Annotated in this window: 19 protein-coding genes; 9 read left to right on the top strand and 10 right to left on the bottom strand. The window is 68.6% G+C overall.

Annotation, left to right across the window (positions count from 1 at the left end):
• The first annotated feature begins 150 nt into the window (after positions 1–150).
• From alr to C3Y15_RS14625, 3 genes are all read left to right on the top strand, one after another.
• A complete protein-coding gene (gene alr, locus C3Y15_RS14635; protein WP_011885163.1) occupies positions 151–1221 on the top strand; it encodes an alanine racemase in 1071 nt (356 codons plus the stop codon).
• An 11-nt stretch (positions 1222–1232) separates the two neighbouring features.
• Positions 1233–2609, top strand: coding sequence for a DNA repair protein RadA (radA, locus tag C3Y15_RS14630; protein WP_011885162.1), 1377 nt, complete (start codon positions 1233–1235; stop codon positions 2607–2609).
• A 138-nt stretch (positions 2610–2747) separates the two neighbouring features.
• Positions 2748–3014, top strand: a complete 267-nt coding sequence (locus C3Y15_RS14625) for a DUF2866 domain-containing protein (protein ID WP_011885161.1) — start codon at positions 2748–2750, stop codon at positions 3012–3014.
• A 206-nt stretch (positions 3015–3220) separates the two neighbouring features.
• On the opposite strand, the gene C3Y15_RS14620 is transcribed toward C3Y15_RS14625, so the two are convergent.
• Entirely contained in the window at positions 3221–5149 is a 1929-nt protein-coding gene (locus C3Y15_RS14620; protein WP_124259626.1) for an ATP-binding cassette domain-containing protein, read from the bottom strand.
• Between the two features lie 136 nt (positions 5150–5285).
• Between C3Y15_RS14620 and C3Y15_RS14615 the strand changes: the two genes are divergently transcribed.
• A complete protein-coding gene (locus tag C3Y15_RS14615; protein WP_011885159.1) occupies positions 5286–5765 on the top strand; it encodes a glutathione peroxidase in 480 nt (159 codons plus the stop codon).
• 99 nt (positions 5766–5864) lie between these two features.
• On the opposite strand, the gene cls is transcribed toward C3Y15_RS14615, so the two are convergent.
• The 6 genes from cls to dapC form a co-directional block, all read right to left on the bottom strand.
• Positions 5865–7316, bottom strand: a complete 1452-nt coding sequence (cls, locus tag C3Y15_RS14610; protein ID WP_014723230.1) for a cardiolipin synthase — start codon at positions 7314–7316, stop codon at positions 5865–5867.
• Between the two features lie 120 nt (positions 7317–7436).
• A complete protein-coding gene (prmB, locus tag C3Y15_RS14605) occupies positions 7437–8345 on the bottom strand; it encodes a 50S ribosomal protein L3 N(5)-glutamine methyltransferase (RefSeq protein WP_034195306.1) in 909 nt (302 codons plus the stop codon).
• Between the two features lie 11 nt (positions 8346–8356).
• On the bottom strand, positions 8357–9496 hold the full coding sequence (gene dapE / locus C3Y15_RS14600) for a succinyl-diaminopimelate desuccinylase (protein ID WP_124259627.1): 1140 nt from the start codon (positions 9494–9496) through the stop codon (positions 8357–8359).
• Between the two features lie 90 nt (positions 9497–9586).
• Positions 9587–9955 carry an ArsC family reductase gene (locus tag C3Y15_RS14595; RefSeq protein WP_011885155.1) on the bottom strand — a complete coding sequence of 123 codons (369 nt, stop codon included), beginning with the start codon at positions 9953–9955 and terminating at the stop codon, positions 9587–9589.
• On the bottom strand, positions 9955–10782 hold the full coding sequence (dapD, locus tag C3Y15_RS14590) for a 2,3,4,5-tetrahydropyridine-2,6-dicarboxylate N-succinyltransferase (RefSeq protein ID WP_006478479.1): 828 nt from the start codon (positions 10780–10782) through the stop codon (positions 9955–9957). Before dapD ends, C3Y15_RS14595 begins: the two co-directional genes overlap by 1 nt.
• Positions 10783–10827: 45 nt before the next feature.
• On the bottom strand, positions 10828–12060 hold the full coding sequence (gene dapC / locus C3Y15_RS14585) for a succinyldiaminopimelate transaminase (RefSeq protein ID WP_041493847.1): 1233 nt from the start codon (positions 12058–12060) through the stop codon (positions 10828–10830).
• Positions 12061–12219: 159 nt separating this feature from the next.
• Here dapC and C3Y15_RS14580 point away from each other — a divergent pair, with 159 nt between their 5' ends.
• The 5 genes from C3Y15_RS14580 to def all read left to right on the top strand — a co-directional run bounded on the left by C3Y15_RS14580 (position 12220) and on the right by def (position 20966).
• Positions 12220–13161, top strand: coding sequence for a DMT family transporter (locus C3Y15_RS14580; protein ID WP_011885153.1), 942 nt, complete (start codon positions 12220–12222; stop codon positions 13159–13161).
• A 141-nt stretch (positions 13162–13302) separates the two neighbouring features.
• Positions 13303–16815 carry a chromosome segregation protein SMC gene (gene smc, locus C3Y15_RS14575; RefSeq protein ID WP_059740996.1) on the top strand — a complete coding sequence of 1171 codons (3513 nt, stop codon included), beginning with the start codon at positions 13303–13305 and terminating at the stop codon, positions 16813–16815.
• 85 nt (positions 16816–16900) lie between these two features.
• A complete protein-coding gene (locus tag C3Y15_RS14570; protein WP_014723224.1) occupies positions 16901–18205 on the top strand; it encodes a cell division protein ZipA C-terminal FtsZ-binding domain-containing protein in 1305 nt (434 codons plus the stop codon).
• 155 nt (positions 18206–18360) lie between these two features.
• Entirely contained in the window at positions 18361–20436 is a 2076-nt protein-coding gene (ligA, locus tag C3Y15_RS14565; RefSeq protein WP_059461316.1) for an NAD-dependent DNA ligase LigA, read from the top strand.
• Positions 20433–20966 carry a peptide deformylase gene (def, locus tag C3Y15_RS14560; protein ID WP_011885149.1) on the top strand — a complete coding sequence of 178 codons (534 nt, stop codon included), beginning with the start codon at positions 20433–20435 and terminating at the stop codon, positions 20964–20966. The genes ligA and def overlap by 4 nt, the downstream gene beginning before the upstream one ends.
• A 90-nt stretch (positions 20967–21056) precedes the next feature.
• Here def and C3Y15_RS14555 read toward each other — a convergent pair whose 3' ends face one another.
• The 3 genes from C3Y15_RS14555 to map are packed head-to-tail and all read right to left on the bottom strand — an operon-like array spanning position 21057 to position 26409.
• A complete protein-coding gene (locus C3Y15_RS14555; protein WP_081055569.1) occupies positions 21057–22946 on the bottom strand; it encodes a pseudouridine synthase in 1890 nt (629 codons plus the stop codon).
• Between the two features lie 16 nt (positions 22947–22962).
• A complete protein-coding gene (locus C3Y15_RS14550) occupies positions 22963–25542 on the bottom strand; it encodes a [protein-PII] uridylyltransferase (RefSeq protein WP_011885147.1) in 2580 nt (859 codons plus the stop codon).
• A 51-nt stretch (positions 25543–25593) separates the two neighbouring features.
• Complete coding sequence (gene map, locus C3Y15_RS14545) at positions 25594–26409, bottom strand: type I methionyl aminopeptidase (protein WP_011885146.1); 816 nt, start codon at positions 26407–26409, stop codon at positions 25594–25596.
• Between the last annotated feature and the right edge of the window lie 193 nt (positions 26410–26602).

Raw genomic sequence — 26602 nt, 5'->3', positions numbered from 1 at the left:
TTCGAAATGGGTTGTGCGCAGGGCTTTATAACACGAAAATACGGCAGTTCGGACTAGCAAGATCCCCCGATCGTTCCGCAAAGTGTCGGCTTCGGTGCTCAAAAGGCGCGGTAAGCTGCTGATTTGCAAGCGTCTTTACGTAAATTTCCCATGCCGCGCCCGATCTCCGCCACCATCCATACCGCCGCTCTCGCGAACAATCTCTCCGTCGTGCGTCGCTTTGCCGGTCCGTCCAAGGTCTGGGCGGTCGTCAAGGCCAATGCGTACGGCCACGGTCTCGCGCGCGTGTTTCCCGGCCTGCGCGGCACCGACGGCTTCGGCCTGCTCGATCTCGACGAGGCGGTGAAGCTGCGCGAGCTCGGCTGGGCCGGCCCGATCCTGTTGCTCGAGGGGTTCTTCCGCTCGACCGACATCGACGTGATCGACCGCTACAGCCTCACGACCACCGTCCACAACGACGAGCAGATGCGGATGCTCGAGACGGCGCGGCTGTCGAAGCCCGTCAACGTGCAGCTCAAGATGAACAGCGGGATGAACCGGCTCGGCTACCAGCCGGAAAAATACCGCGCCGCATGGGAGCGTGCGCGCGCGTGCCCGGCGATCGGCCAGATCACGCTGATGACGCATTTTTCGGATGCCGACACCGAGCGCGGCGTCGCCGAGCAGCTCGCGACGTTCGAGCGCGGCGCGGAAAACATCGCCGGCGCGCGCAGCCTCGCGAATTCGGCCGCCGTGCTGTGGCATCCGGACACGCACTTCGACTGGGTGCGGCCGGGGATCGTGCTGTACGGCGCATCGCCGTCGGGGCTCTCGGCCGACATCGCCGACACGGGCCTGCAGCCGACGATGACGCTCACGTCCGAGCTGATCGCCGTCCAGACGATCGCGAAGGGGCAGGCGATCGGCTATGGGTCGACGTTCTCGGCGCCGGCCCGGATGCGCATCGGCGTCGTCGCGTGCGGTTACGCGGACGGCTATCCGCGCGTCGCGCCCGAAGGCACGCCGGTGATCGTCGACGGGGTCCGCACGCGGATCGTCGGCCGCGTGTCGATGGACATGATCACCGTCGACCTGACCCCGTGCCCGCAGGCCGGCGTCGGCGCGCGCGTCGAGCTGTGGGGCAACACGCTGCCGATCGACGACGTCGCGCGCCATTGCGGAACCATCGGCTATGAATTGATGTGTGCGGTCGCGCCTCGCGTACCGGTGCGGGCGGAATAAGGGCGACGCGCGTGGCGAAACAGAAAACCGTTTACGTCTGCAGCGAGTGCGGCGGACAAACCCCGAAATGGCAGGGCCAGTGCCCGTCGTGCCATGCCTGGAACACGCTCGTCGAGTCGGTCGCGGAATCGCCGGCCGCCCATCGGTTCCAGTCGCTCGCGAAACGCGCGCCGGTGCAGCGCCTGGCCGACATCGAGGCAGCCGACGTGCCGCGTTTCTCGACCGGCATCGGCGAATTCGACCGCGTGCTGGGCGGCGGCCTGGTGCCCGGCGGCGTGGTGCTGATCGGCGGCGATCCGGGCATCGGCAAGTCGACGCTGTTGCTACAGTCGCTCGCCGACATCGCGAGCGAGCGGCGCGCGCTGTATATCAGCGGCGAGGAGTCGGCCGCGCAGATCGCGTTGCGCGCGCAGCGGCTCGCGCTGCTCGACGGCGGCGCGCCGGTGGCCGAGTTGAAGCTGCTCGCCGAGATCCAGCTCGAGAAGATCCAGGCCGCGATCGACACCGAACGGCCCGACGTGGCCGTCGTCGACTCGATCCAGACGGTGTACTCGGAGGCGCTGACCTCGGCGCCCGGGTCGGTCGCGCAGGTGCGCGAGTGCGCGGCGCAGCTCACGCGCATCGCGAAGCAGTCGGGCACCGCGATCATCATGGTCGGCCACGTGACGAAGGAGGGCAATCTCGCGGGCCCGCGCGTGCTCGAGCACATCGTCGACACGGTGCTGTACTTCGAAGGCGACACCCATTCGTCGTTCCGGCTCGTGCGCGCGTTCAAGAACCGCTTCGGCGCGGTCAACGAGCTCGGCGTGTTCGCGATGACCGAGCGCGGGCTGCGCGGCGTCGCGAATCCGTCGGCGCTGTTCCTGTCGCAGCATGAGCAGGTCGTGCCCGGCTCCTGCGTGCTGGTCACGCAGGAGGGGACGCGCCCGCTGCTCGTCGAAATCCAGGCGCTCGTCGATACGGCGCACGTGCCGAATCCGCGCCGGCTCGCGGTCGGCCTCGAGCAGAACCGGCTCGCGATGCTGCTCGCGGTGCTGCACCGGCACGCGGGCATCGCGTGCTTCGACCAGGACGTGTTCCTGAATGCGGTGGGCGGCGTGAAGATCACCGAGCCGGCCGCCGACCTCGCGGTGCTGCTGGCGATCCATTCGTCGATGCGCAACAAGGCGTTGCCGAAGGGGCTGATCGTGTTCGGCGAAGTGGGGCTCGCGGGCGAGATCCGGCCGTCGCCGCGCGGCCAGGAGCGGCTGCGCGAGGCCGCGAAGCTCGGTTTCACGGCCGCGCTGATTCCGAAGGCGAATGCGCCGAAGCAGCCGATCGAAGGGCTGAACGTGATGGCCGTCGAGCGCATCGAGCAGGCGATTGACCGCGTGCGCGAGCTCGAATGAGGCGGTGCGGCCGGCGTCGCCGCAGACGGTCGGCCGCGTAACGTGCTGTAAACGATATGTAGGCAGTTGTAACCCGCCGGACATCGCTTTTCCCTATCCTTTGCCCGATTGTCGAACCGCGCAATGCGAAGGGAACCTATGTTGAAACCGTATAGGGAAGCGCCGAGCGGACGCCTTTACCAGCTGCGCGGCTGCCGCGTGTCGGAGCCGATCGTCCAGCCGTGGGGCGGCGGATGCCGGATCGTCGAGTGGATCGACGACGAAGGACGCCTCGCGCGCCGCGTCGTGTCCCAGGACGTGACGGAAGCGGAAGTCGCCGCGGCGATTCGCCGGCCGATCGAAGGGCGGCGTCACCTGATGGGCGACGACGAGCAGTTGCCGCGCGATACGCTGCCGCGGCGTTGAGCGGCGGTGCGATCGGCGCAGGTCGGTGCATCGACGTCGAACGCGGTATGGGCAAAGAGGCCGGGCAAATGCCCGGCCTCTTTGCATTCGGGCCGGCAAACCGGTAAACCGGCACGTCCGTCGACGTGCGGCGCGCCGCCGCCGCGCGACTCCCGTGGACGCGCACACGACGGCGTCCGACTGGCGTTGCCGTTCAGCGTTGCCGTTCAGCCGATCTGCTCGAGCTCTTCCTGTACCGTGAGCCACTCCGCCTCGACGGCTTCGAGGCGCGTCGTGACTTCGCCGAGCGTGCGGATCGCGTCGGTCAGCTCCGTCTTGCGGGCGGCCTCGTAGCTCGCCGGATCGGCGACGAACGCATCGAGCCGCGCCTTTTCCGCATGCAGCGTTTCCATTTGCTTTTCGAGCTTCGAGATGCGGTTCTGCAGCGGCTTCTTCAGCTGCGACAGGCGCTGACGCTCCTCGGCGGCCTGGCGCTTCTGATCCTTGCGATTGACGCCGGGCTCCGTAGCGGACGCCGCGCTGTCGGCCTTCGCGGCCGCGCGTTGCTCGGCCGCGTGCTGTAGCAGCCAGTCGCGGTAATCGTCGAGGTCGCCGTCGAACGGCTGCAGCCGGTGCTTGGCGACGAGCATGAACTGGTCGGTCGTCGCGCGCAGCAGATGGCGGTCGTGCGACACGAGGATCAGCGTGCCTTCGAACTGCGCGAGCGCCATCGTCAGCGCGTGACGCGTTTCGAGATCGAGGTGGTTGGTCGGCTCGTCGAGCAGCAGCAGATTCGGCTTTTGCCAGATGATCAGCGCGAGCGCGAGCCGCGCCTTCTCGCCGCCCGAGAACGGGCCGACCGCGCTCGTCGCCATGTCGCCCGAGAAATTGAAGCCGCCGAGGAAGTCGCGCAACTCCTGCTCGCGCGTGTCGGGCGCGAGCCGGGCGAGATGCGCGAGCGGCGAATCGTCTTCGCGCAGCGTTTCCAGCTGATGCTGCGCGAAATAGCCGATCGTCAGCCCCTTGCCTTCGCGCACGTGGCCGGACAGCGGCGCGAGCGTGCCGGCCAGCGTCTTGATCAGCGTCGACTTGCCCTGGCCGTTCGCGCCGAGCAGGCCGATGCGCTGGCCGTTCTGGATCGACAGCGTGACGCGCTCGACGATCGGAATTTCCGCACCGTCGTCGGCATGGTAGCCGCAGCGGACGTCTTCCATCACGAGCATCGGGTTCGGCGCCGCGTCGGGCGTGCGGAACTCGAACGTGAACGGCGACGCGATGTGCGCGGGCGCGATCAGCTCCATCTTCTCGAGCGCCTTCATCCGGCTTTGCGCCTGCTTCGCCTTGGTCGCCTTCGCCTTGAAGCGGTCGACGAAGCTCTGCAGATGCTCGATCGTCTTCTGCTGCTTTTCGTAGGCGCTTTGCTGCAGCGCCAGCTGCTGCGCGCGCAGCACTTCGAACTGCGAGTAGTTGCCGCCGTAGCGCTTCACCTGGCGATTCTCCAGATGCAGCGTGACGTTGCAGATCGAATCGAGGAATTCGCGGTCATGCGAGATCACGACCAGCGTGCCGGCGTAGCGGTGCAGCCAGTCTTCGAGCCAGACGATCGCGTCGAGGTCGAGGTGGTTGGTCGGCTCGTCGAGCAGCAGCAGGTCGGAACGGCACATCAGCGCCTGCGCGAGGTTCAGCCGCATGCGCCAGCCGCCCGAGAAGCTGGCGACCGATTCGCGCGTCTGCGCGAGCGTGAAGCCCAGGCCGAGCAGCAGCGCTTCGGCGCGCGCCGGCGCCGTATAGCCGTCGGCGTCGGCGAATGCCGCGTGCGCGTCGGCCTCGGCTGCGCCGTCATGCGCGGCCGAGGCCGCGGCGATGCGCGCCTCGATCTCGCGCAGCGCGGTGTCGCCGTCGAGCGTGTAGTCGAGCGCCGAGCGGTCGACGGCCGGCGTTTCCTGCGACACGTGGGCGATGCGCCACGACGGCGGCATCGCGAAATCGCCTCCGTCGGAATGCAGCTCGCCGCGCAGCACCGCGAACAGCGTCGATTTGCCGGCGCCGTTCGCGCCGATCAGGCCGGCTTTCTCGCCGGGATTGAGCACGAACGAGGCCGACTCGAACAGCGGCTTGGTGCCGCGCGCAAGGCTGAACTGATTGAAACGGATCACGGCGGGAATGGCTGACGAAAACCGCTATTCTAGACTGCGCGCGCGCCGCGCCGGAGATCGTCCGTTCGGCCAGTGCCGCAACGGCGCGATTTCGCCTAGACTCCACGTCGGTCCGGTTTCATATAAGGAGTGCCCGATGTCCACCCTGTATTCGTTCAGCGCAGAGACGCTCGCCGGTGAGCCGGTGTCGCTCGACGCGTATCGCGGCAAGGTCCTGCTGATCGTTAACACCGCGAGCGAGTGCGGTTTCACGCCGCAGTACGCGGGCCTGCAGAAGCTGTACGACCGGTACGCGGCGCGCGGCTTCTCCGTGCTCGGCTTTCCGTGCAACCAGTTCGGCAAGCAGGAGCCGGGCGATGCGACGCAGATCGGCGCGTTTTGCGAGCGCAACTACGGCGTCACGTTCCCGATGTTCGCGAAGATCGACGTGAAGGGCGACCACGCGCATCCGCTGTACCGCTACCTGACTGACGAGGCGCCCGGCATCCTGGGCCTGAAGGCGATCAAATGGAACTTCACGAAGTTTCTGATCGGTCGCGACGGACGCATCGTCAAGCGCTACGCGCCGTCGACGAAGCCCGAGGAGATCGCCGCGGATATCGACAAGCTGCTGTGATGGGCTGAGCGGGTTCGTATCGAGCGAGGCGGTAAGGCGGCACCGCACGAGCGGCGCGAATGCATGCGGGCCGTGCCGCGTGGCGGCCCATACGGCCGGCTACAGAATCGGCGCGAACAGGCGGGCGACGTGCATCGCGATGCGCCGCCATGCAGGCGAGCGCCGATACTCGGTGGCGTCGACCTCGTCCGCCAGCGCGAAGTCGGCATCGAGCATCGTCGCGACGTCCGCTGCGAACGCCGCGTCGACGGTCAGCACCATGATCTCGAAGTTGAGCCGGAACGAACGGTTGTCGAGGTTCGCGCTGCCGACCGCGGCCGCGACGCGATCGATCAGCACGACCTTCTGGTGGAGGAAGCCGCTGCGGTAGCGGAACACCTTGACGCCGGCGTCGACGAGGTCGCGCGCATAGAGCTTCGACGCCTCGAACACGACGTAGTGATCGCGCCGGCTCGGTATCAGGATGCGCACGTCGACGCCGCGCATCACCGCGAGCTTCAGCGCGGCGAGCACCGCTTCGTCGGGCACGAGATACGGCGTCGTGATCCACACCCGTTCGCGCGCGGCGTTGATCGCCTCGACGAAGAACAGCGAGCCGGTTTCCTGTTTGTCGGCCGGCCCCATCGGCACGGCCAGGCAGTGCATCGTGTCGCCGGGCAGGGCGGCCGGCGGCGCGGCGAGCGCCGGCAGCGTCTGGGTGGCCCAGTGCCAGTCTTCGGCGAACACGTACTGGATGCTCGCGACCACCGGGCCGCGGATCTCGATATGGGTATCGCGCCACGGCGACAGGCGCGGGTTCGCGCCGAGATATTCGACGCCGACGTTGTGGCCGCCGACGAACGCACGGTCGCCGTCGACGACGACGATCTTGCGATGGTTGCGGAAGTTCAGCTGGAAGCGGTTGACGAACTTGCGGCGGGTCGCGAACGGATGCACGTCGACGCCACCGCGGCGCAGCGTGTCGACGTAGCTGCGCGGCAGATCGAAGCTGCCGATGCTGTCGTACAGCAGATAGCAGCGCACGCCGGCTGCGGCGCGCGCGAGCAGTGCATCGCTGAGCATCCGGCCGAGCGCGTCGTCGCGCACGATGAAGAACTGGACGATCACGTAGTCGCGCGCGGCGTCGATCGCCGCGAGGATCGCCGCGAAGGTCGCATCGCCGTTGACCAGCGTGCGCACGGTGTTGCCGCCGACGAACGGCATCCCGCCGAGACGCGTGAGCGCGAGCACGGCGGCCGGGCCGATCGCGGCGGCTGCCGGCCCGTCGGCGCCGTGCGCATCGAGCCACGGTGCGCGCTGCGTATGCGTGCGCAGCGCCCGCAACTCCTGGCGGCGCGCGTCGACGTAGCCGGAGAACTTGCTGCGGCCGAGGAACAGATAGGGGACCAGCGTGAGGTACGGCATCGCGACGAGCGACACGGCCCACGCGACCGCGCCTTGCGACGTGCGCGTGTTCATGATCGCGTGGCACGCCGCGACGATCCCGAGCACATGGATGGCCAGGAGCAGGGTGCCGAGGTGAAGCCAGTCATGAAGCCAGTCGAAGGTCATAGGCGCGTGGCGGACGGCTGGAGTCGTGCGGCGCGACGGCCGCTTACGCGCATCTTACCGAACCGTGCGGGGCGGCGGGGCACCGCATCGCACGGTTCGCGTCCGGCATGCGCGGGGCGTTCAGCCCTTGCGCGGCAGGTCCGACGCCTGGATCAGGAACACCGCGTCGTCGCCGGCGCTGGTCGGCAGCCACGTGAGCTCCAGGCCGCCGAACGCCGCTTCGACGTTCTCGCGCTCGTTGCCGATCTCGACGACGAGCACGCCGTCGTCGTGCAGCCACCGGTGCGCTTCGCCGACGATCCGCCGCACGATGTCCATGCCGTCGTCGCCGCCGGCGAGCGCCATCTCGGGCTCGTGGCGGTATTCGGGCGGCAGCGCCGCCATCGACGCCGCATTCACGTACGGCGGGTTCGTCAGGATCACGTCGTAGCGCCCGTCGGGCTCGGCGCGGAAGGCGGGCAGCGGCGCGTAGAGGTCGCCGCGATGCAGCGTGATGCGGTCGTCGAGCCCGTAGTCGCGCACGTTGATGCGCGCGACTTCGAGCGCGTCGTCGGACAAGTCCACCGCGTCGATGTCCGCATTCGGAAACGCGCTCGCCGCAAGGATCGCGAGGCAGCCCGAGCCGGTGCACAGCTCCAGCACGGCGCCGACCTGCTCCGGATCGGCGACGTAAGGCTGCAGCCCGTCGTCGAGCAGCTCGCCGATGAACGAGCGCGGCACGATCACGCGCTCGTCGACGTAGAAGCGGTGGCCGTGCATCCACGCTTCATGGGTCAGGTACGCGGCCGGCACGCGGTCCGCCGCGCGCCGTTCGATCACGGCGAGCACGGCCGCGATTTCGTCGGGTAGCAGGCGCGCGTCGAGGAACGGTTCGAGCGTGTCGAGCGGCAGGTCGAGCGTGTGCAGTACGAGGTAGGCGGCTTCGTCGTAAGCGTTGTCCGAGCCGTGGCCGAACGCGAGCTTCGCTTTCGAGAAGCGCGTGACCGCGTAGCGCAGCAGGTCGCGAACGGTTGCAAAAGGTGTCGTCATGCGAGGTTCCGTCAGGCGATCAGTTGTTCGAGCACGCGGCGGTACACGTTTTTCAGCGGGTCGACGAAGCGCAGCTCGATGTGCTCGTCGATCTTGTGGATGCTGCCGTTCGGCGGCCCGAACTCGATCACCTGCGGGCAGATGCGCGCGATGAAGCGGCCGTCCGAGGTGCCGCCCGTCGTCGACAGCTCGGTCGTGACGCCGGTCTCGGCGCGGATCGCGTGCTCGAGCGCGTTCGACAGCTCGCCGCGCGGCGTGAGGAACGGCAGGCCGCTCACCGACCACTTCAGCGTGTAGTCGAGGCCGTGCTTGTCGAGGATCGCATGCACGCGTGCCTGCAGGCCTTCGACGGTACTCGCGGTCGAAAAGCGGAAGTTGAACATCAGGTCGGCGTGGCCGGGTATCACGTTGGTCGCGCCGGTGCCGGCGTGCAGGTTCGACACCTGCCAGGTGGTCGGCGGAAAGTACTCGTTGCCTGCGTCCCACTGTTCGGCGGCGAGCTCGGCGAGCGCCGGCGCGAGCAGGTGGATCGGGTTCTTCGCGAGGTGCGGGTAGGCGATGTGGCCTTGCACGCCCTTGACGATCAGTTCGCCCGACATCGAGCCGCGGCGGCCGTTCTTCACGACGTCGCCGAGCTCGGCGCTGGAGGTCGGCTCGCCGACGATGCAGTAGTCGAGTTGCTCGCCGCGCGCGTCGAGCAACTCGACGACCTTCACGGTGCCGTCGGTGGCCGGGCCTTCCTCGTCGCTCGTGATCAGGAACGCGATCGCGCCGCGATGGTCGGGATGCGCGGCGACGAATTCCTCGGACGCGACGACGAACGCCGCGAGCGACGTCTTCATGTCGGCCGCGCCGCGGCCGTACAGCTTGCCGTCGCGATGTGCGGGAATGAACGGCGGCGAGGTCCATTGCTCGAGCGGGCCGGTCGGCACGACGTCGGTGTGGCCCGCGAACGCGAGCAGCTTGCCGTCGCGGCCGGCGGTGCCGCGCTTCACGGCCCACAGGTTGGTCACGCCGTGCGACGCGATGGTCTCGCATTCGAAGCCGAGCGCGGCGAGGCGCTCGGTCATGATCTGCTGGCAATGCTGGTCGTCGGGCGTGACGGACGCGCGGGCGATCAGCTGTTCGGTAAGGGCTAGGGTGGCGGACATGGTTCGGACCACTTTCGATGAAAAATGCCGGCGCGGTGGCCGGCAGCGATGAGACGGCGGGCCGCGCCCGCGGGCGCGGCGCGGGCGACCCTAGGCGGCGAACAGCGCCGCGTATTGATCGGCCGCGAAGCCGAGCGACTTCACGCGACCGTTGACGACGAGCACCGGGCGCTTGATGACCGACGGCTTGTGGATCATCAGCGCGACCGCGCCCGACTTCGTTTCCGCGGCCGCCTTCATGGCGTCGTCGAGGCCGCGCCAGGTGGTGCCGCGCTTGTTCACGAGCGCGTCGAGCGACACGTCCTTCAGCCAGTCCTCGACGAGCGGTGCGCTGACGCCGAGCTTCTTGAAGTCGTGGAATTCGAACTCGACGCCGTGCTCGTCGAGCCAGACGCGGGCCTTCTTCACGGTGTCGCAGTTCGGAATGCCGTAGACGACCACGGTGCGCGGCTTGGCCATCAGTCGCCTCGCAGCAGCTCGTTCAGGCCGACCTTCGCGCGGGTCTTCGCGTCGACCTTCTTCACGATCACCGCGCAGTACAGGCTGTGCGAGCCGTCCTTCGACGGCAGGTTGCCCGCGACGACGACCGAGCCGGCCGGGATGCGGCCGTAGCTCACTTCGCCGGTTTCGCGATCGTAGATCTTCGTGCTCTGGCCGAGATAGACGCCCATCGAGATGACCGAGTTTTCCTCGACGATCACGCCTTCGACCACTTCCGAGCGCGCGCCGATGAAGCAGTTGTCTTCGATGATGACCGGGTTCGCCTGCAGCGGCTCGAGCACGCCGCCGATGCCGACGCCGCCCGACAGGTGGACGTTCTTGCCGATCTGCGCGCACGAGCCGACGGTCGCCCACGTATCGACCATCGTGCCTTCGTCGACGTAGGCGCCGATGTTGGTGTACGACGGCATCAGCACGACGTTCTTCGCGATGAACGAGCCGCGGCGCGCGATGGCCGGCGGCACGACGCGGAAGCCGCCCGCGGCGAAGTCTTCGGCCGTGTAGTTCGCGAACTTCGACGGCACCTTGTCGTAGAACTGCGAGTAGCCGCCGGCGGGCATCGGCGCGTTGTCCTCCAGACGGAACGACAGCAGCACCGCCTTCTTCAGCCACTGATGCACGGTCCAGTTGCCGTCGATCTTCTCGGCGACACGCAGCGCACCTTTGTCGAGTTGCTCGATCGCGTGAGCGACGGCTTCGCGCACGTCGGCGGGCGCGGCCTTCGGCGACAGCTCGGCGCGGTTTTCCCAGGCGGTATCGATGATTTGCTGAAGTTGTTGCGACATGTTCGTTTTCGCAGGAGATGAATGGAATTGATCGGGATGGACGTGTTACCGCGCGAGAGCGCGGCAGAACTCGACGATGCGTTGCGCGCCCTCGACGCATTCGGGGGTGCCCGCGACGAGCGCGATCCGGATGAAATCGCGGCCCGGATTCGTGCCGTGCGCATCGCGCGCGAGGTACGAGCCGGGCAGAACCGTCACATTATAGTCGGCGTACAGGCGGCGGGCGAACTCGGTGTCCGACAGGCCGGTGCGCGCGACGTTGGCCCACAGATAGAACGCGGCGTCGGGCAGCTTCACGTCGATCACGTCGGCGAGCATCGGCGTGACGGTCGCGAACTTCTGCAGATACAGCGCGCGGTTGTCGCGCACGTGCGCCTCGTCGTTCCACGCGGCGATGCTCGCGTGCTGCCAGACCGGCGACAGCGCGGCGCCGTGGTAGGTGCGGTACAGCAGGAATTTCTTCAGCAGCGCGGCGTCGCCCGCGACGAAGCCCGAGCGCATGCCCGGCACGTTCGAGCGCTTCGACAGGCTCGACAGCATCACCAGCCGCTCGAAGCCGCGGCCGAGGCGGTGCGCGGCCTCGAGGCCGCCGAGCGGCGGCGCCGCTTCGTCGAAATAGATTTCCGAATAGCACTCGTCGGACGCGATCACGAAACCGTGGCGGTCCGACAGCGCGAACAGCTCGCGCCAGTCGTCGAGCGTCAGCACGGCGCCCGTCGGGTTGCCGGGCGAGCACACGTACAGCAGCTGGGTGCGCGCCCACACTTCGTCGGGCACGGCCGCGTAGTCGCACGCGAAATTGCGCGCCGGGTCGCTGTTCGCGAAATAGGGTTCGGCACCGGCCAGCAGCGCCGCGCCTTCGTAAATTTGATAGAACGGATTCGGACAGAGTACGATCGCCTTCTTGCCGTCCGCGCGCGGTCGCGCGTCGATCACTGTCTGCGCGAGCGAGAACAGCGCTTCGCGCGAGCCCGACACCGGCAGCACCTGCGTGGCCGCGTCGATCGCCGGCAGCCCGTAGCGGCGTTCGAGCCAACGGGCGATCGAAGCGCGCAGCGCGTCCGAGCCGGCCGTGGCCGGGTACGACGCGAGGCCGTCGAGCGATGCGACGACGGCCTCGCGGATCAGCGCCGGGGTCGGGTGCTTGGGCTCGCCGATGCCGAAGCTGATCGGTTTCAGGCCGGCGGTCGGCGTCACGTCCTTGAACAGGGCGCGCAGCTTTTCGAAGGGATAGGGCTGGAGCGAGTCGAGTCGAGGGTTCACGGGCGAAGCGGCCATCGCGGCCGGTTGGAGCGAAAGGAGCGGCGCGCAGGCCGCACGGTTGCGAACGGGCGCGGAAGGCGCGCGGCTCGCGACCGACGATTATAACGTGACGCCATGCGCTCACGGCCCGCCGCGACGGCGGCCGGGGCGGGCGAACCAAGGGTATCGAAGCACATGAACAACGCGGTACGCGGCAGCCTGCCGACGCTCGCCATCCTGATCGGCGCATCGGTGTGGGGCCTGATCTGGTATCCGCTGCGCATCCTCGCGTCGCTGGGGCTGACCGGCACGCTCGCCAGCGCGCTGACGAGCGCGGTCGCGTTCCTGTTCGTGATCGTCGTGCGGCGCCGCACCATCGCGACGCTGCGCTGGCACTGGGTGCTGCCGGGCATCGCGATCACGGCCGGCGTGACGAATCTCGGCTTCGTATGGGGCACGATGCACGGCGAAGTGCTGCGCGTGATGCTGCTGTTCTATCTGACGCCGGCATGGACGGCGATCTACGCGCACTTCCTGCTGCGCGAGCGGCTCACCTGGGCCGGCGCCGGGCTCGCGGCGCTGTCGATCGGCGGCGCGATGCTGATGCTGTGGTCGCCGGCGCTCGGCTTGCCGCTGCCGGCCAATCCGGCGGAATGGGCGGGGCTCGCGGCCGGGCTCAGTTTCGCGATGAGCAACGTGCTGGTGATCAAGGCGAGCCGTGAAGTGCCGCAGATCCGCGCCGAGATGCGTACCGCGACGCTGTTCGGCGGCGCGGCGGTGTTCGGCGCGATCGCGTCGCTGGTCGAAGGGCTGCCGGCCGCGCCGGCCGGCGGCCACCTCGGGCTCGCCGCCTCGATCGTCGTCGCGATCGGCGTGACGATGGCCGCCAACAACCTGCTGGTCCAGTACGGGCTCGCGCGCGTGCCGGCGAACCGCGCATCGATCATCATGCTGTTCGAGATCGTGATCACCGCGCTGTCGGCGTGGGTGTTCGCGAATGAACTGCCGAGCGCGCGCGAGTGGGCGGGCGGCGCGTGCATCGTGCTCGCGACGCTGCTGTCGAGCCGCGTGCATCGTGCGGCGCCGAAGTCCGGCGAACCCGGCGACGGGCGGGACGGTGCACGCGCGATGGTATGATGAACGCCGTTTGCGGGGCCCAACGCTGGAAATGCGCGCGGCCCCGTTTTTGAATTCCGGGGCGCATCGCGCATACGGGGCATTTGGCCCCGCACCGCGCGGCTCCGTCCGTTTCACCTCTTCTTCACATCCGATACCGCCGTGCGTCTGAGCTCGATCAAACTCGCTGGCTTCAAATCCTTCGTCGATCCCACGCATTTCCAGGTTCCGGGCCAGCTCGTCGGCGTGGTCGGCCCGAACGGATGCGGCAAGTCCAACATCATCGATGCCGTGCGCTGGGTGCTCGGCGAGTCGCGCGCGTCCGAGCTGCGCGGCGAGTCGATGCAGGACGTGATCTTCAACGGCTCGACCGCCCGCAAGCCCGGCAGCCGGGCGAGCGTCGAACTGATCTTCGACAACTCCGACGGCCGCGCGGCCGGCCAGTGGGGCCAGTACGGCGAGATCGCCGTGAAGCGCGTGCTCACGCGCGACGGCACGTCGAGCTACTACATCAACAACCTGCCGGCGCGGCGTCGCGACATCCAGGACATCTTCCTCGGCACCGGCCTCGGCCCGCGCGCATACGCGATCATCGGCCAGGGGATGATCGCGCGGATCATCGAGGCGAAGCCCGAAGAACTGCGCGTGTTCCTCGAAGAAGCCGCCGGCGTGTCGAAGTACAAGGAACGCCGCCGCGAGACCGAGAACCGCCTGCACGACACGCGCGAGAACCTGACGCGCGTCGAGGACATCGTGCGCGAACTCGGCGCGAACCTCGAGAAGCTCGAGGCGCAGGCCGTCGTCGCCACCAGGTACAAGGAACTCGTCGCCGACGGCGAGGAGAAGCAGCGGCTGTTGTGGCTGCTGCGCAAGAACGAGGCCGCGGGCGAGCAGCAGAAGCAGCAGCGCGCGATCGAGCAGGCGCAGATCGACCTCGACGCGCAGACCGCCAAGCTGCGCGAAGTCGAGGCGCAGCTCGAGACGCTGCGCGTCGCGCATTACTCGGCGAGCGACGCGATGCAGGGCGCGCAGGGCGCGCTCTACGAGGCGAACGCCGAAGTGAGCCGCCTCGAGGCCGAGATCAAGTTCATCGTCGAATCGCGCAACCGCGTGCAGGCGCAGATCGCCGCGCTGAACGCGCAGCGCGAGCAATGGCGCGCGCAGGCCGAGAAGGCGCAGGACGAGCTCGAGGAAGCGGAAGAAGCGCGCGCGATCGCCGACGAAAAGGCCGCGCTGGCCGAGGACGCGGCCGCCGCCAAGCATGACGCGCTGCCGGCGCTCGAAGCGAAATGGCGCGACGCGCAGGCGCAGCTCAACGACGAGCGCGCGCGCATCGCGCAGACCGAACAGTCGCTGAAGCTCGAAGCCGCACACCAGCGCAACGCCGACCAGCAGCTGCAACAGCTGCAGCAGCGCCACGAGCGGCTGAAGTCGGAGGCCGGCGGTCTCGACGCGCCCGACGAGGCGCAGCTCGAGGAGCTGCGCATGCAGCTCGCCGAGCAGGAAGAGGTGCTCGCCGAAGCGCAGGCGCGTCTGGCCGATGCGCAGGAGACGCTGCCGCGGCTCGACGGCGAACGCCGCGCCGCGCACGAGCGCGTGCAGGCCGAGAGCGCGCAGATTCACCAGCTCGAGGCGCGCCTCGCCGCGCTCAAGCAGCTGCAGGAGAACGTGCAGACCGAAGGCAAGATCCAGCCGTGGCTCGACAAGCACGAGCTCGGCGCGCTGCCGCGGCTGTGGAAGAAGCTGCATGTCGAAGCCGGCTGGGAAGCCGCGCTCGAAGCCGTGCTGCGCGAGCGCCTCGCGGCGCTCGAAGTGTCGAATCTCGACTGGGTGAAGGCGTTCGCCACCGATGCGCCGCCCGCGAAGCTCGCGTTCTACGCGCCGCCCACTGCGGGCGAGCCGCCGGTCGCCGCAGCCGGGCTGCGCCCGGTGCTGTCGCTCGTGCGCATCGACGATGCGGGCATCCGCGCGGTGCTGAACGACTGGCTCGGCAACGTGTACGTCGCCGACGACGTCGCGCAGGCGCTCGCGACGCGTGCGCAACTGCCGGCAGGCGGTGCGTTCGTCGTGAAGGCCGGTCACATCGTGACGCGGGTCGGCGTGCAGTTGTACGCGGCCGATTCGGAGCAGGCCGGGATGCTGGCCCGCCAGCAGGAAATCGAGAACCTCGCGCGCCAGGTGCGGGCGCAGGCGCTGCTCGCCGACGAGGCGCGCACCGCCGCCGTGCGCGCGGAGGCCGCGCACACGCAGGCTGCGCAGGCGCTCGGCGACGTGCGCGCGCAGGCCGACCGCGCGACGCAGCGCGTGCATGCGCTGCAGATGGACGTGCTGAAGCTCGCGCAAGCGCACGAGCGCTACACGCAGCGCAGTACGCAGATCCGCGAGGAGCTCGAGGAAATCGGCGCGCAGATCGACGAGCAGCGTGCGTTGCGGGCGGAATCGGAAGCCAACTTCGAGCGTTTCGACGGCGAACTGGCGGAGCTGCAGGCGCGCTTCGAGGACAACCAGCTCGCCTTCGAGGCGCTGGACGAATCGCTGACGCAGGCGCGTCAGGAAGCGCGCGATCTCGAGCGCGGCGCGAACGACGCGCGCTTCGCGGCGCGCAACGCGGTCACGCGCATCGACGAGCTCAAGCGCAGCATCCAGGTCGCGCACGAGCAGAGCGAGCGCGTCGCCGTGTCGCTCGAGGACGCACGCGCGGAACTCGAAACGATCAACGAGCAGACCGCGCACACGGGCCTGCAGGACGCGCTCGAGATTCGCGCGGCGAAGGAGCAGGCGCTGCAGGCCGCGCGGCTCGAACTCGACGACCTGACCGCGAAGCTGCGCGCATCGGACGAGCAGCGCCTCGTCGCCGAGCGTTCGCTGCAGCCGCTGCGCGACCGCATCACCGAGCTGCAGCTGAAGGAGCAGGCCGCGCGCCTCGCGGTCGAGCAGTTCGCCGAGCAGCTCGCGGCGGCCGAGGTCGACGAGGAAGCGCTGCGCGAGAAGCTCACGCCCGATCTGAAGCCGTCGTACCTGCAGGGCGAAGTCACGCGCCTGAACAACGCGATCAACGCACTCGGCCCGGTCAACATGGCCGCGCTCGACGAGCTGAAGGCGGCGAGCGAGCGCAAGGTGTTCCTCGACGCGCAGTCGGCCGACCTGACCGACGCGATCACGACGCTCGAGGACGCGATCCACAAGATCGACCAGGAAACCCGCACGCTGCTGCAAGGCACCTTCGACGAGGTCAACCGCCATTTCAGCGATCTGTTCCCGCGCCTGTTCGGCGGCGGCCAGGCGAAGCTGATCATGACGGGCGACGAGATCCTCGACGCGGGCGTGCAGGTGATGGCGCAGCCGCCGGGCAAGAAGAACGCGACGATCCACCTGCTGTCGGGCGGCGAGAAGGCGCTCACCGCGACCGCGCTGGTGTTCGCGATGTTCCAGCTGAATCCGGCGCCGTTCTGTCTGCTCGACGAGGTCGACGCGCCGCTCGACGACGCGAACACCGAGCGTTTCGCGAACCTCGTGCGCGCGATGTCCGACAAGACGCAGTTCCTGTTCATCTCGCACAACAAGATCGCGATGGAGATGGCGCAGCAGCTGATCGGCGTGACGATGCAGGAGCAGGGCGTGTCGCGCATCGTCGCGGTGGACATGGAAACCGCCGCGGGTTTTGCCCAGAATTGACGTTTGACGAAACCGGACCGCGTTCGCGCGGCGCATGGGCGCCCGTTCGCGGTTCCGACGAAAAAGAATTGCTGATGGAGCGTGCATGGACGAGTTGACACTCGGTTTGATCGGCGCGGGCGCCGTCGTGGTGGGCGGCGTCGTGGTCTACAACGCATGGCAGGGTGCGAAGGTGCGGCGCAGGATGCCGCGTCCGATGCCGGAAGAGGCGGCCGACGCGATGAACCGCCCCGAGCGCGACGAAGAGCTGCCGTTCATCGAGCCGGTGCGCCAGCCGGTGCGCCGCGAACCGGCAGCGCCTGCGCCCGCCCCGGCCGCGAGCGCGGCGTCGGAAGCCGCACGCGTAGAGCCGACGTTCGGCGGCGTGGCGCCGGCCGATGAGCCGGTCGACCTGCAGGCCGAGAGCGTCGGCGTCGGCGCCGATGTGTCGGCCGGGTCCGACGGCGTGGCCGAGCGGGCCGCCGACGAAGGCACGCCGGCCGCCGCCGCGCACGAAGCGCCGGCCGCCGGCGTAGCGGACGACGAGCACGTCGAGCCGGTGCTGCCGGCCGCGACGACCATCTCGTCGGCTCCGCCCGCGATCGTCGATCGCCGCATCGACTGCATCGTGCCGATCCGGCTCGGCGCACCGCTGCCGGGCGACAAGATCCTGCCGGTCGCGCAGCGGCTGCGGCGCGCGGGCAGCAAGCCCGTGCATATCGAAGGCAAGCCGGAAGGCGGTCAGTGGGAGCTGCTGCAGAACGGCGTTCGCTACGAGGAACTGCGCGCGGCCGCGCAGCTCGCGAACCGCAGCGGCGCGCTCAACGAGCTCGAGTTCTCCGAGTTCGTGACGGGTGTCCAGCAGTTCGCCGACGCGATTGACGGCGCGCCGGAATTCCCCGACATGATGGAAACGGTCGCGATGGCGCGCGAGCTCGACGGATTCGCCGCGCAGTGCGACGCGCAGCTGTCGATCAACGTGATGTCGGACGGCGCGCCGTGGTCGGCGAACTACGTGCAGGCCGTCGCGTCGCAGGACGGGCTCCTGCTGTCGCGCGACGGCACGCGTTTCGTGAAGCTCGACGCGAAGCAGAACCCGGTGTTCATGCTGCAGTTCGGCGACACCAACTTCCTGCGCGACGACCTGACGTACAAGGGCGGCAACATGATCACGCTGGTGCTCGACGTGCCGGTCGCCGAAGAGGACATCCTGCCGTTCCGGCTGATGTGCGACTACGCGAAGTCGCTGTCCGAGCGCATCGGCGCGCGGGTCGTCGACGATTCGCGCCGGCCGCTGCCGGAGTCGGCGCTGGTCGCGATCGACCAGCAGCTGATGAAGCTGTACGCGAAGCTCGAGGAAGCCGGCATTCCGGCCGGCTCGCCGGTCACGCGCCGTCTGTTCAGCCAGTAACGCGTTCGGCGCGCAGCGGCCGCGACGCCGCTGCGCGTCGCTGCAGTGCCGCATCCGCGCGGCGGGCCGGCGCGGGCGCGCATCGCGCGCCCACGTCGCGGCGTCAAACTGAGATAATCGGAATTCCGATTTTTCAGAACGCACCTGCCGCCAGCATGGCCCGAACCCAAGCCGAACCGCCAGCCAGCCAGCCCGACGCGCGCGCCGCGTGGCTGCGCGACCAACTCGAGCGGGCGAACTACGCCTACTACGTGCTCGATCAGCCGGACCTGCCCGACGCCGAATACGATCGGCTGTTTCGCGAGCTGCAGCAGCTCGAAGCCGATCATCCCGAACTCGTGACGCCCGATTCGCCGACGCAGCGCGTCGGCGGCGCAGTGGCGAGCGGGTTCACGCCGGTCGTTCACGACGCGCCGATGCTGTCGCTGAACAACGGCTTCAGCGACGACGACATCGTCGCGTTCGACAAGCGCGTCGCCGATGCGCTCGACAAGCCGACCGATCTCGCCGGCTCGGTGACGGACCCCGTCGAATACGCGTGCGAGCTGAAGTTCGACGGGCTCGCCATTTCGCTGCGCTACGAGCGCGGCGTGTTCGTGCAGGCGTCGACGCGCGGCGACGGCACGACCGGCGAGGACGTGACCGAGAACGTGCGCACGATCCGCTCGATTCCGCTGAAGCTGAAGGGCGCCCACGTGCCCGCGCTGCTCGACGTGCGCGGCGAAGTGCTGATGTTCAAACGCGATTTCGCGCGCCTGAACGAACGCCAGCGGGCGGCCGAGCAGCGCGAATTCGCGAACCCGCGCAACGCGGCGGCCGGCAGCCTGCGCCAGCTCGATCCGAAGATCACCGCGCAGCGTCCGCTGTCGTTCTTCTCGTACGGGATCGGCGTGCTCGACGGGATGCCGATGCCCGATACCCACAGCGCGCTGCTCGACTGGTACGAAGCGCTCGGCCTGCCGGTGAACCGCGAACGCGCCGTCGTGCGCGGCGCGCAGGGGCTGCTCGAATTCTTCCGCAAGGTCGGCGAGCGGCGCGAATCGCTGCCGTACGACATCGATGGCGTCGTCTACAAGGTGAACCGGCGCGACGAGCAGGACCGCCTCGGCTTCGTATCGCGCGCGCCGCGCTTCGCGCTCGCGCACAAATTCCCCGCGCAGGAAGCGCTGACGAAGCTCGTCGCGATCGACGTGCAGGTCGGCCGCACCGGCGCGATCACGCCGGTCGCGCGGCTCGAGCCGGTGTTCGTCGGCGGCGCGACGGTGACCAACGCGACGCTGCACAACGAGGACGAAGTGCGCCGCAAGGACATCCGGATCGGCGACACCGTGATCGTGCGGCGCGCAGGCGACGTGATTCCGGAGGTCGTCGGCGCGCTGCTCGAGCGCCGGCCGGCCGACGCGGCCGAATTCGTGATGCCGACCGAGTGCCCGGTGTGCGGCTCGAAGATCGAGCGCCTGCCGGACGAGGCGATCGCGCGCTGTACGGGCGGCCTGTTCTGCCCGGCGCAGCGCAAGCAGGCGCTGTGGCACTTCGCGCAGCGCCGCGCGCTCGACATCGACGGGCTCGGCGAGAAGATCATCGATCAGCTGGTCGAGCTGAACCTCGTGCGCACGCCGGCCGACCTGTTCAATCTCGGTTTCGCGACGCTCGCGGAGCTCGACCGCTTCGCCGAAAAGTCCGCGCAGAATCTGCTCGATTCGCTCGAGAAGGCGAAGCACACGACGCTCGCGCGCTTCATTTACGGGCTCGGCATTCGCCACGTCGGCGAATCGACCGCGAAGGATCTCGCGAAGCATTTCGGCTCGCTCGATCCGATCATGGACGCGTCGATCGAGGAACTGCTCGAAGTCAACGACGTCGGGCCGATCGTCGCCGAGTCGATCCACCAGTTCTTCGCGGAGGAGCACAACCGCACGGTGATCGACCAGTTGCGCGCGCCCGGCAAGGTCACGTGGCCGGAAGGGCCGCCCGCGCCGAAGGCGCCGCAAGGCGTGCTCGCCGGCAAGACGGTCGTGCTGACCGGCACCTTGCCGACGCTCACGCGCGACGCGGCGAAGGAGATGCTCGAAGCGGCCGGCGCGAAGGTGGCCGGATCGGTATCGAAGAAGACGGATTACGTGGTCGCGGGCGCCGAAGCCGGCAGCAAGCTCGCGAAGGCCGAGGAACTCGGCATCCCGGTGCTCGACGAAGACGGACTGCACCAACTCCTGGAGGGCAATACGCAATGATTCGCGAGATCCTGAAGATGGGCGACCCGCGCCTGCTCGAAATCGCCGAGCCGGTCGGACAGTTCGATACGCCGGAACTGCACGAGATCGTCGCGGACATGTTCGAGACGATGCATCACGCGAACGGAGCGGGGCTCGCCGCGCCGCAGATCGGCATCGGGCTGCAGATCATCATCTTCGGCTTCGGCAACAACAACCGCTATCCGGACGCGCCGCCGGTGCCCGAGACGGTGCTGATCAATCCGAAGGTCGAATACATGCCGCCGGACATGGAGGAGGGCTGGGAGGGCTGCCTGTCGGTGCCCGGCATGCGCGGCGTGGTGAGCCGTTATGCGAAGGTCCGCTACGTCGGCTACGACCAGTTCGGCGCGAAGATCGACCGCGTCGCCGAAGGCTTCCATGCGCGCGTCGTGCAGCACGAATACGATCATCTGATCGGCAAACTCTATCCGATGCGGATCACCGATTTCACGCGCTTCGGGTTCACCGACGTGCTGTTCCCCGGGCTCGATCCGAGCGACGACGACTGACGATCGCGCGGCGATGTCCCGCTGTAAACGAACAAAGCCCGCGTGCAGCGGGCTTTGTTCTTCGTGCTCGCGGCAAGCGCGTGCGGGCCGTCAGAACGACTCGTCGGGCGACAGATAGCGCCACTGGCCTTGCGGCAGCGCGCCGAGCATCACGCGGCCCATCCGCACGCGCTTCAGGCCGATCACTTCGAGGCCGACCATCTCGCACATGCGGCGGATCTGACGCTTCTTGCCTTCGCGCAGCACGAAGCGCAACTGCTCGCCGTTCTGCCAGCTGACCATCGCCGGCTTCAGCGGGACGCCGTCGAGCTCGAGGCCGTGGCGCAGCTTCGCGAGCGATTCGGCGGGGAAGTGCTGATCGATGTCGATCAGGTGTTCGCCGTAACGCACGCGCACCAGATATTCCTTGTCGATGTCCGACTGCTCGCCGATCAGCTGCTTCGCGATCCGGCCGTTCTGCGTCAGCACGAGCAGCCCGGTCGAATCGATGTCGAGCCGTCCCGCCGGCGCGAGCGCGTGCAGGTGCTGCGGCGAGAAGCGAATCTGCGAACGGTCGCCGCTCCACTGGTTCGCGCGCGTGATCAGCACCGCCGCAGGCTCGTAGCCGTCTTCCGCCTGGCCCGACACATATCCGACCGGCTTGTGCAGCAGGATCGTCACTTGCGCGGCCTGCGCGGCGCTTGCGCGCTCGTCGATCTCGATCTTCTGATCCGGGCGCACCTTGGTGCCGAGCGTGTCGATGCGTTCGCCGTCGACGAGGACCCAACCCTGTTCGATCCATTCGTCGGCTTCGCGACGCGAGCACAGGCCGAGTTCCGACATGCGCTTCGACAGCCGCATCAGGCCCGTTTCGTCACCGTGATCGATGTCGGCGGCGCGGTGCTTGACCGGCTGGGTGGTTTTCAGTGCGGGGCTGCTCGTGCGGCGCTCGGTGCTGCTGCGCTCGGTGGGGCGTGCCGGGCGCGCGGGGCGGTCGCCGAAGCTGCGTTTTGCGCCTGCGCCGGCATCCTTGTCGCGGTAAGGCGCGCGTGCGCCGCCTTCGGCGCCTGCGCGGCGCGGGCGTGCATCGTCATCGCGTGCGGGACGTGCGGGGCGGTCGCCGAAGCTGCGTTTTGCGCCTTCACCGGCTGCCTTGTCGCGATACGGCGTACGTGCGCCGCCTTCGGCGCCTGCGCGGCGCGGGCGATCGTCGTCGCGAGCGGGACGTGCGGGGCGGTCGCCGAAGCTGCGCTTCGCACCTTCACCGGCTGCCTTGTCGCGATACGGCGCGCGTGCGCCGCCTTCGCTACCTGCGCGGCGCGGGCGATCGTCATCGCGTGCGGGACGCGCCGGACGGTCGCCGAAGCTGCGCTTCGCGCCTTCACCGGCCGCCTTGTCGCGATATGGCGCGCGTGCGCCGCCTTCGCTACCTGCGCGGCGCGGGCGATCGTCATCGCGTGCGGGACGCGCCGGACGGTCGCCGAAGCTGCGCTTCGCGCCTTCACCGGCTGCCTTGTCGCGATACGGCGCGCGTGCGCCGCCTTCGCCACCTGTGCGGCGCGGGCGATCGTCATCGCGAGCGGGACGCGCCGGACGGTCGCCGGTCGCACGACGTTCGCCGAAGCTGCGCTTCGCGCCTTCGCCGGCATCCTTGTCGCGATACGGCGCACGCGCACCGCCTTCGGCGCCTGCACGGCGCGGCCGCGCCTCCGGCTTGCCGTCGGCGCTGCGGTACGGCCGCGCGTCGCCGCGCGCTGCGCCGGCGTCACGCGGCGCGCGCTTCGCCGGCGCGCGATCCGCGCCCGGCCGTTGTGCATCGCGCGACTCGGCGGCACGCTTGCCGGCGCCGGCCGCGGCGGGCTTCTGCGCACGCGGCGGCTTGTCGCCGGGGGCCGGCGCGGCGGGGCGCACGGCCTTGCGGGCGACGAGGCTGCCGGAGCGGACGGGTGCGCGGGTCGGCGACGCCGGCCGCGGATTCTTGACGGTCAATTTGGTGCGCATAAACGCTGGGATTCATTCAGACTGCGATCGCGCGCAGCAATTCGGTTTCAAGCTGGATCTGCAGGCGGTTGTCGGACAGGCCGGCACCATCGAGCAGGAAGATGTCCTCGACGCGTTCGCCGAGCGTATTGATCCGCGCCGCATGGACGCCGACCCGATGCTCGGCCAGCACGCGCGCGATCGAATAGAGAAGGCCCGGCCGGTCGTTCGCGGACACGGACAGGATGTAGTACTGGCCGCGCTCGTCGGCCCGCAGGTCGACGCGCGGCGTGATCGGAAAAGTGCGGGACAGTCGCGACAGGCGGCCCTTCGACGGCTCCGGCAGCGGCGCGGTTTCGGCGAGCCGCGTCGCGAGCTGCTGTTCGACGAGATTCGCGATGTCGCGGTAGCGCACGTCGCGCTCGGTCTGCGTGACGATGAAGTTGTCGAGCGCGTAGCCGTGCCGCGTCGTGCTGACGCGGGCATCGAGCACCGACAGCCCGTTGCGGTCGAAATACGCGCAGATGCCCGCGAACAGGTCGGGGCGGTCCTTCACGTACACGAGCACCTGCAGCGCGTCGCCGATCGGCGACGGCCGCGCCCGCACGATCGCGGTCTCGGCGTTCACGTGGCGGTACAGCACGCGCGTCTGCCACGCGATGTCGGCCGCGTCGTGACGCAGGAAGAAGCCGACGTCGAGCTGATCCCACAGCGCGCGATGCGCGTCGTCGGGCACGGTCTCGAGGCGCAGCAACGCGAGCGCCTGCTCCTGGCGCGACTTCAGTTCCGAATGCGCGTCGGGCTTCGCGCCGCCGAGCACCGCGAGCGTGATGCGGTACAGATCCTCGAGCAGCTTGCCCTTCCAGGTGTTCCACACCTTCGGGCTGGTGCCGCGGATATCGGCAACGGTCAGCAGATAGAGCGCGGTCAGGTAGCGTTCGTTGCCGACGATCGCGGCGAAGCGCTTGATCACTTCCGGGTCGCTCGTGTCCTGCTTCTGCGCGACCTGGCTCATCGTCAGGTGATGCTGGACCAGCCATACGATCAGCGCCGCATCGTCGCCGCCGATGCCGTGTTCGCGGCAGAAGCGTCGCGCGTCGGCCATGCCGAGCGTCGAGTGATCGCCGCCGCGGCCCTTCGCGATGTCGTGGAACAGCGCCGCGACGTAGAGCACCCACGGGCGCTCGAAATTGCCGATCAGCTGGCTGCAGAACGGATATTCGTGCGCATGCTCGGCCACCGCGAAGCGGCGGATGTTGCGCAACACCATGAGGATGTGCTGGTCGACCGTGTACACGTGATATAGGTCGTGCTGCATCTGGCCGACGATGCGGCGAAAATTCAGCAGATAGCGGCCGAGCACGCTGGTCTGGTTCATCAGCCGGAACGCATGCGTGATGCCTTCGGGCTGCTGCAGGATCTGCATGAACGTGTGGCGGTTCTGTGCATCGCGCCGCCACGTGTCGTTCATGATTTCGCGCGAGTTGTACAGCGCGCGCAGCGTGCGGGCCGACAGGCCCTTCACGCCGCGCGTCGTCTCGTACAGCAGGAACGCTTCGAGGATCGCGTCGGGATGGCGCTCGAACACGCCGTCGTCGACGATCTCGAGCATGCCTTGCTTCTCGACGAAGCGATCGTGCGACAGCACGCGCGTGATGCCGCTCGTCGCGGGGAACAGCTGCGCCTCGATGTTCTGGATCAGGATCGTCGCGAGCTGCGTGACGGCCTTCGCCGCCCAGTAGTAGCGGCGCATCAGCTGCTCGCTCGCGCGCTTGGCCTGCGTCGGCCGATAGCCGAAGCTCTCGGCAGCCTGCGTCTGCAGGTCGAACACGAGCACGTCCTGACGGCGGCCGGCGATCACGTGCAGCCGCGCGCGCAGCGCCTTCAGGAACCCTTCGTTGCGGCGCAGCTCGCGCGCCTCGCGCTCGGTGATGAGGCCGCGCGTGTCGAGCTCGCGCCAGCTGCTGCCGAAGCCTGCCGCGCGTGCGATCCAGAGGATGGTCTGCAGGTCGCGCAGCCCGCCGGGGCTTTCCTTCACGTTCGGTTCGAGGCTGTACGGCGTGTCCTGGAACTTCGCGTGGCGCTGACGCATCTCGAGCACCTTCGCGGTGAAGAAGGCGCGCGCATCGAGCGCCTCTTCGTGATAGCGAACGGTGAAGCGCTCGAACAACGCGGTGCTGCCGAAGATGCGGCGCGCCTCGAGCAGCGAGGTCTGCACGGTGACGTCCTGCGACGCCTCTTCGATACATTGCGCGACCGTCCGTACGCTGCTGCCGATCTCGAGGCCGAGATCCCACGCCATCCCGATGAAGCGCTCGATGCGCGCATCGAGCGCCGGATCGTGCGCATCGGGCAGCAGGACGAGGATGTCGACGTCGGAGTGGGGCGCGAGTTCGCCGCGCCCGTAGCCGCCGACGGCGACCAGCGCGAGCGTCGCGGGCAGCCCGCAGTCGTCCCATACGCGTTTCAGTGCGCTGTCGGTGAGTTTCGACAGCGCGTGCATCAGCGACGTGACGTTGGTCGCGCTGCGAAAGCGCTCGAGCAGGTCGGCCTTGGCGGCCTTGAATTCGGCGCGCCGCGACAGCGCTTCGGGCGAGGGGGCGGCGTGAGCGCTCATGGGCGGCCGTTCAGATGAGAAAGCTGGGTGGGGCGGGCGGCGCGGCGGCGCTCAGACCGCGGCGGCCGGTTGCGCGAACACGGGGCGCGCCGGCGTGCCGGCCGACACGGTCAGCACTTCGTAGCCGGTGTCGGTCACGAGCACCGTGTGCTCCCATTGCGCGGACAGGCTGCGATCGCGCGTCTTGACCGTCCACTGGTCGGGCATCGTGCGGATGTCGCGCTTGCCGGCGTTGATCATCGGCTCGATCGTGAAGATCATCCCGGCCTTCAGCTCGATGCCGGTGCCCGGCCGGCCGTAGTGGACGACCTGCGGATCTTCGTGGAACACCGTGCCGATGCCGTGGCCGCAGTATTCGCGCACGACGCTGTAGCCCTGCGCTTCCGCATGTTTCTGGATCGCGTGGCCGATGTCGCCGAGGTGCGCGCCGGGCTTGACCTGGTCGATGCCGAGCCACATGCACTCGTAGGTCGTCTGCACCAGGCGCTTCGCGAGGATCGAGCCTTCGCCGACGATGAACATCCGGCTGGTGTCGCCGAAGTAGCCGTTCTTGATCACGGTGATGTCGATGTTCAGCGCGTCGCCGTTCTTCAGCACCTTCTCGCCCGGAATGCCGTGGCAGATCACGTCGTTGACCGAAATGCAGGTGGCCTTCGGGTACGGCGGATAGCCGGGCGGCTGATAGTTGAGCGGCGCGGGGACGGTGCCCTGCTCGTTCAGCATGAATTCGTGACAGAGCCGATCGAGCTCGGCGGTCGTGACGCCCGCGACGACGTGCGGCGTGATGAAGTCGAGCACTTCGCTCGCGAGACGGCAGGCGACACGCATCTGCGCGATGTCGTGTTCGTTTTTGAGCGTAATAGCCATCGAGGTATGCCTGGAATGCGGTGAATTGACGGATTATCGCACCTTATGGCTGCGGTCGCAGCCCCTGCCGATCGGGCGCGTGCGGGTTTTCGCCGATTGTTCGGCCGGCAGCCGCACGGCAGGCGAAAGTGGTGCGCGACTTGAGAGGTGACAAATCGGCATGCTATACTCTTTGGCTAAGTCGACATCCAAA

Origin of the sequence: Burkholderia sp. B10 (genome assembly GCF_004368385.1) — a bacterium.
Taxonomy (GTDB): Bacteria; Pseudomonadota; Gammaproteobacteria; order Burkholderiales; family Burkholderiaceae; genus Burkholderia; species Burkholderia vietnamiensis.
This window is presented reverse-complemented; position numbering and strand designations above follow the sequence as displayed.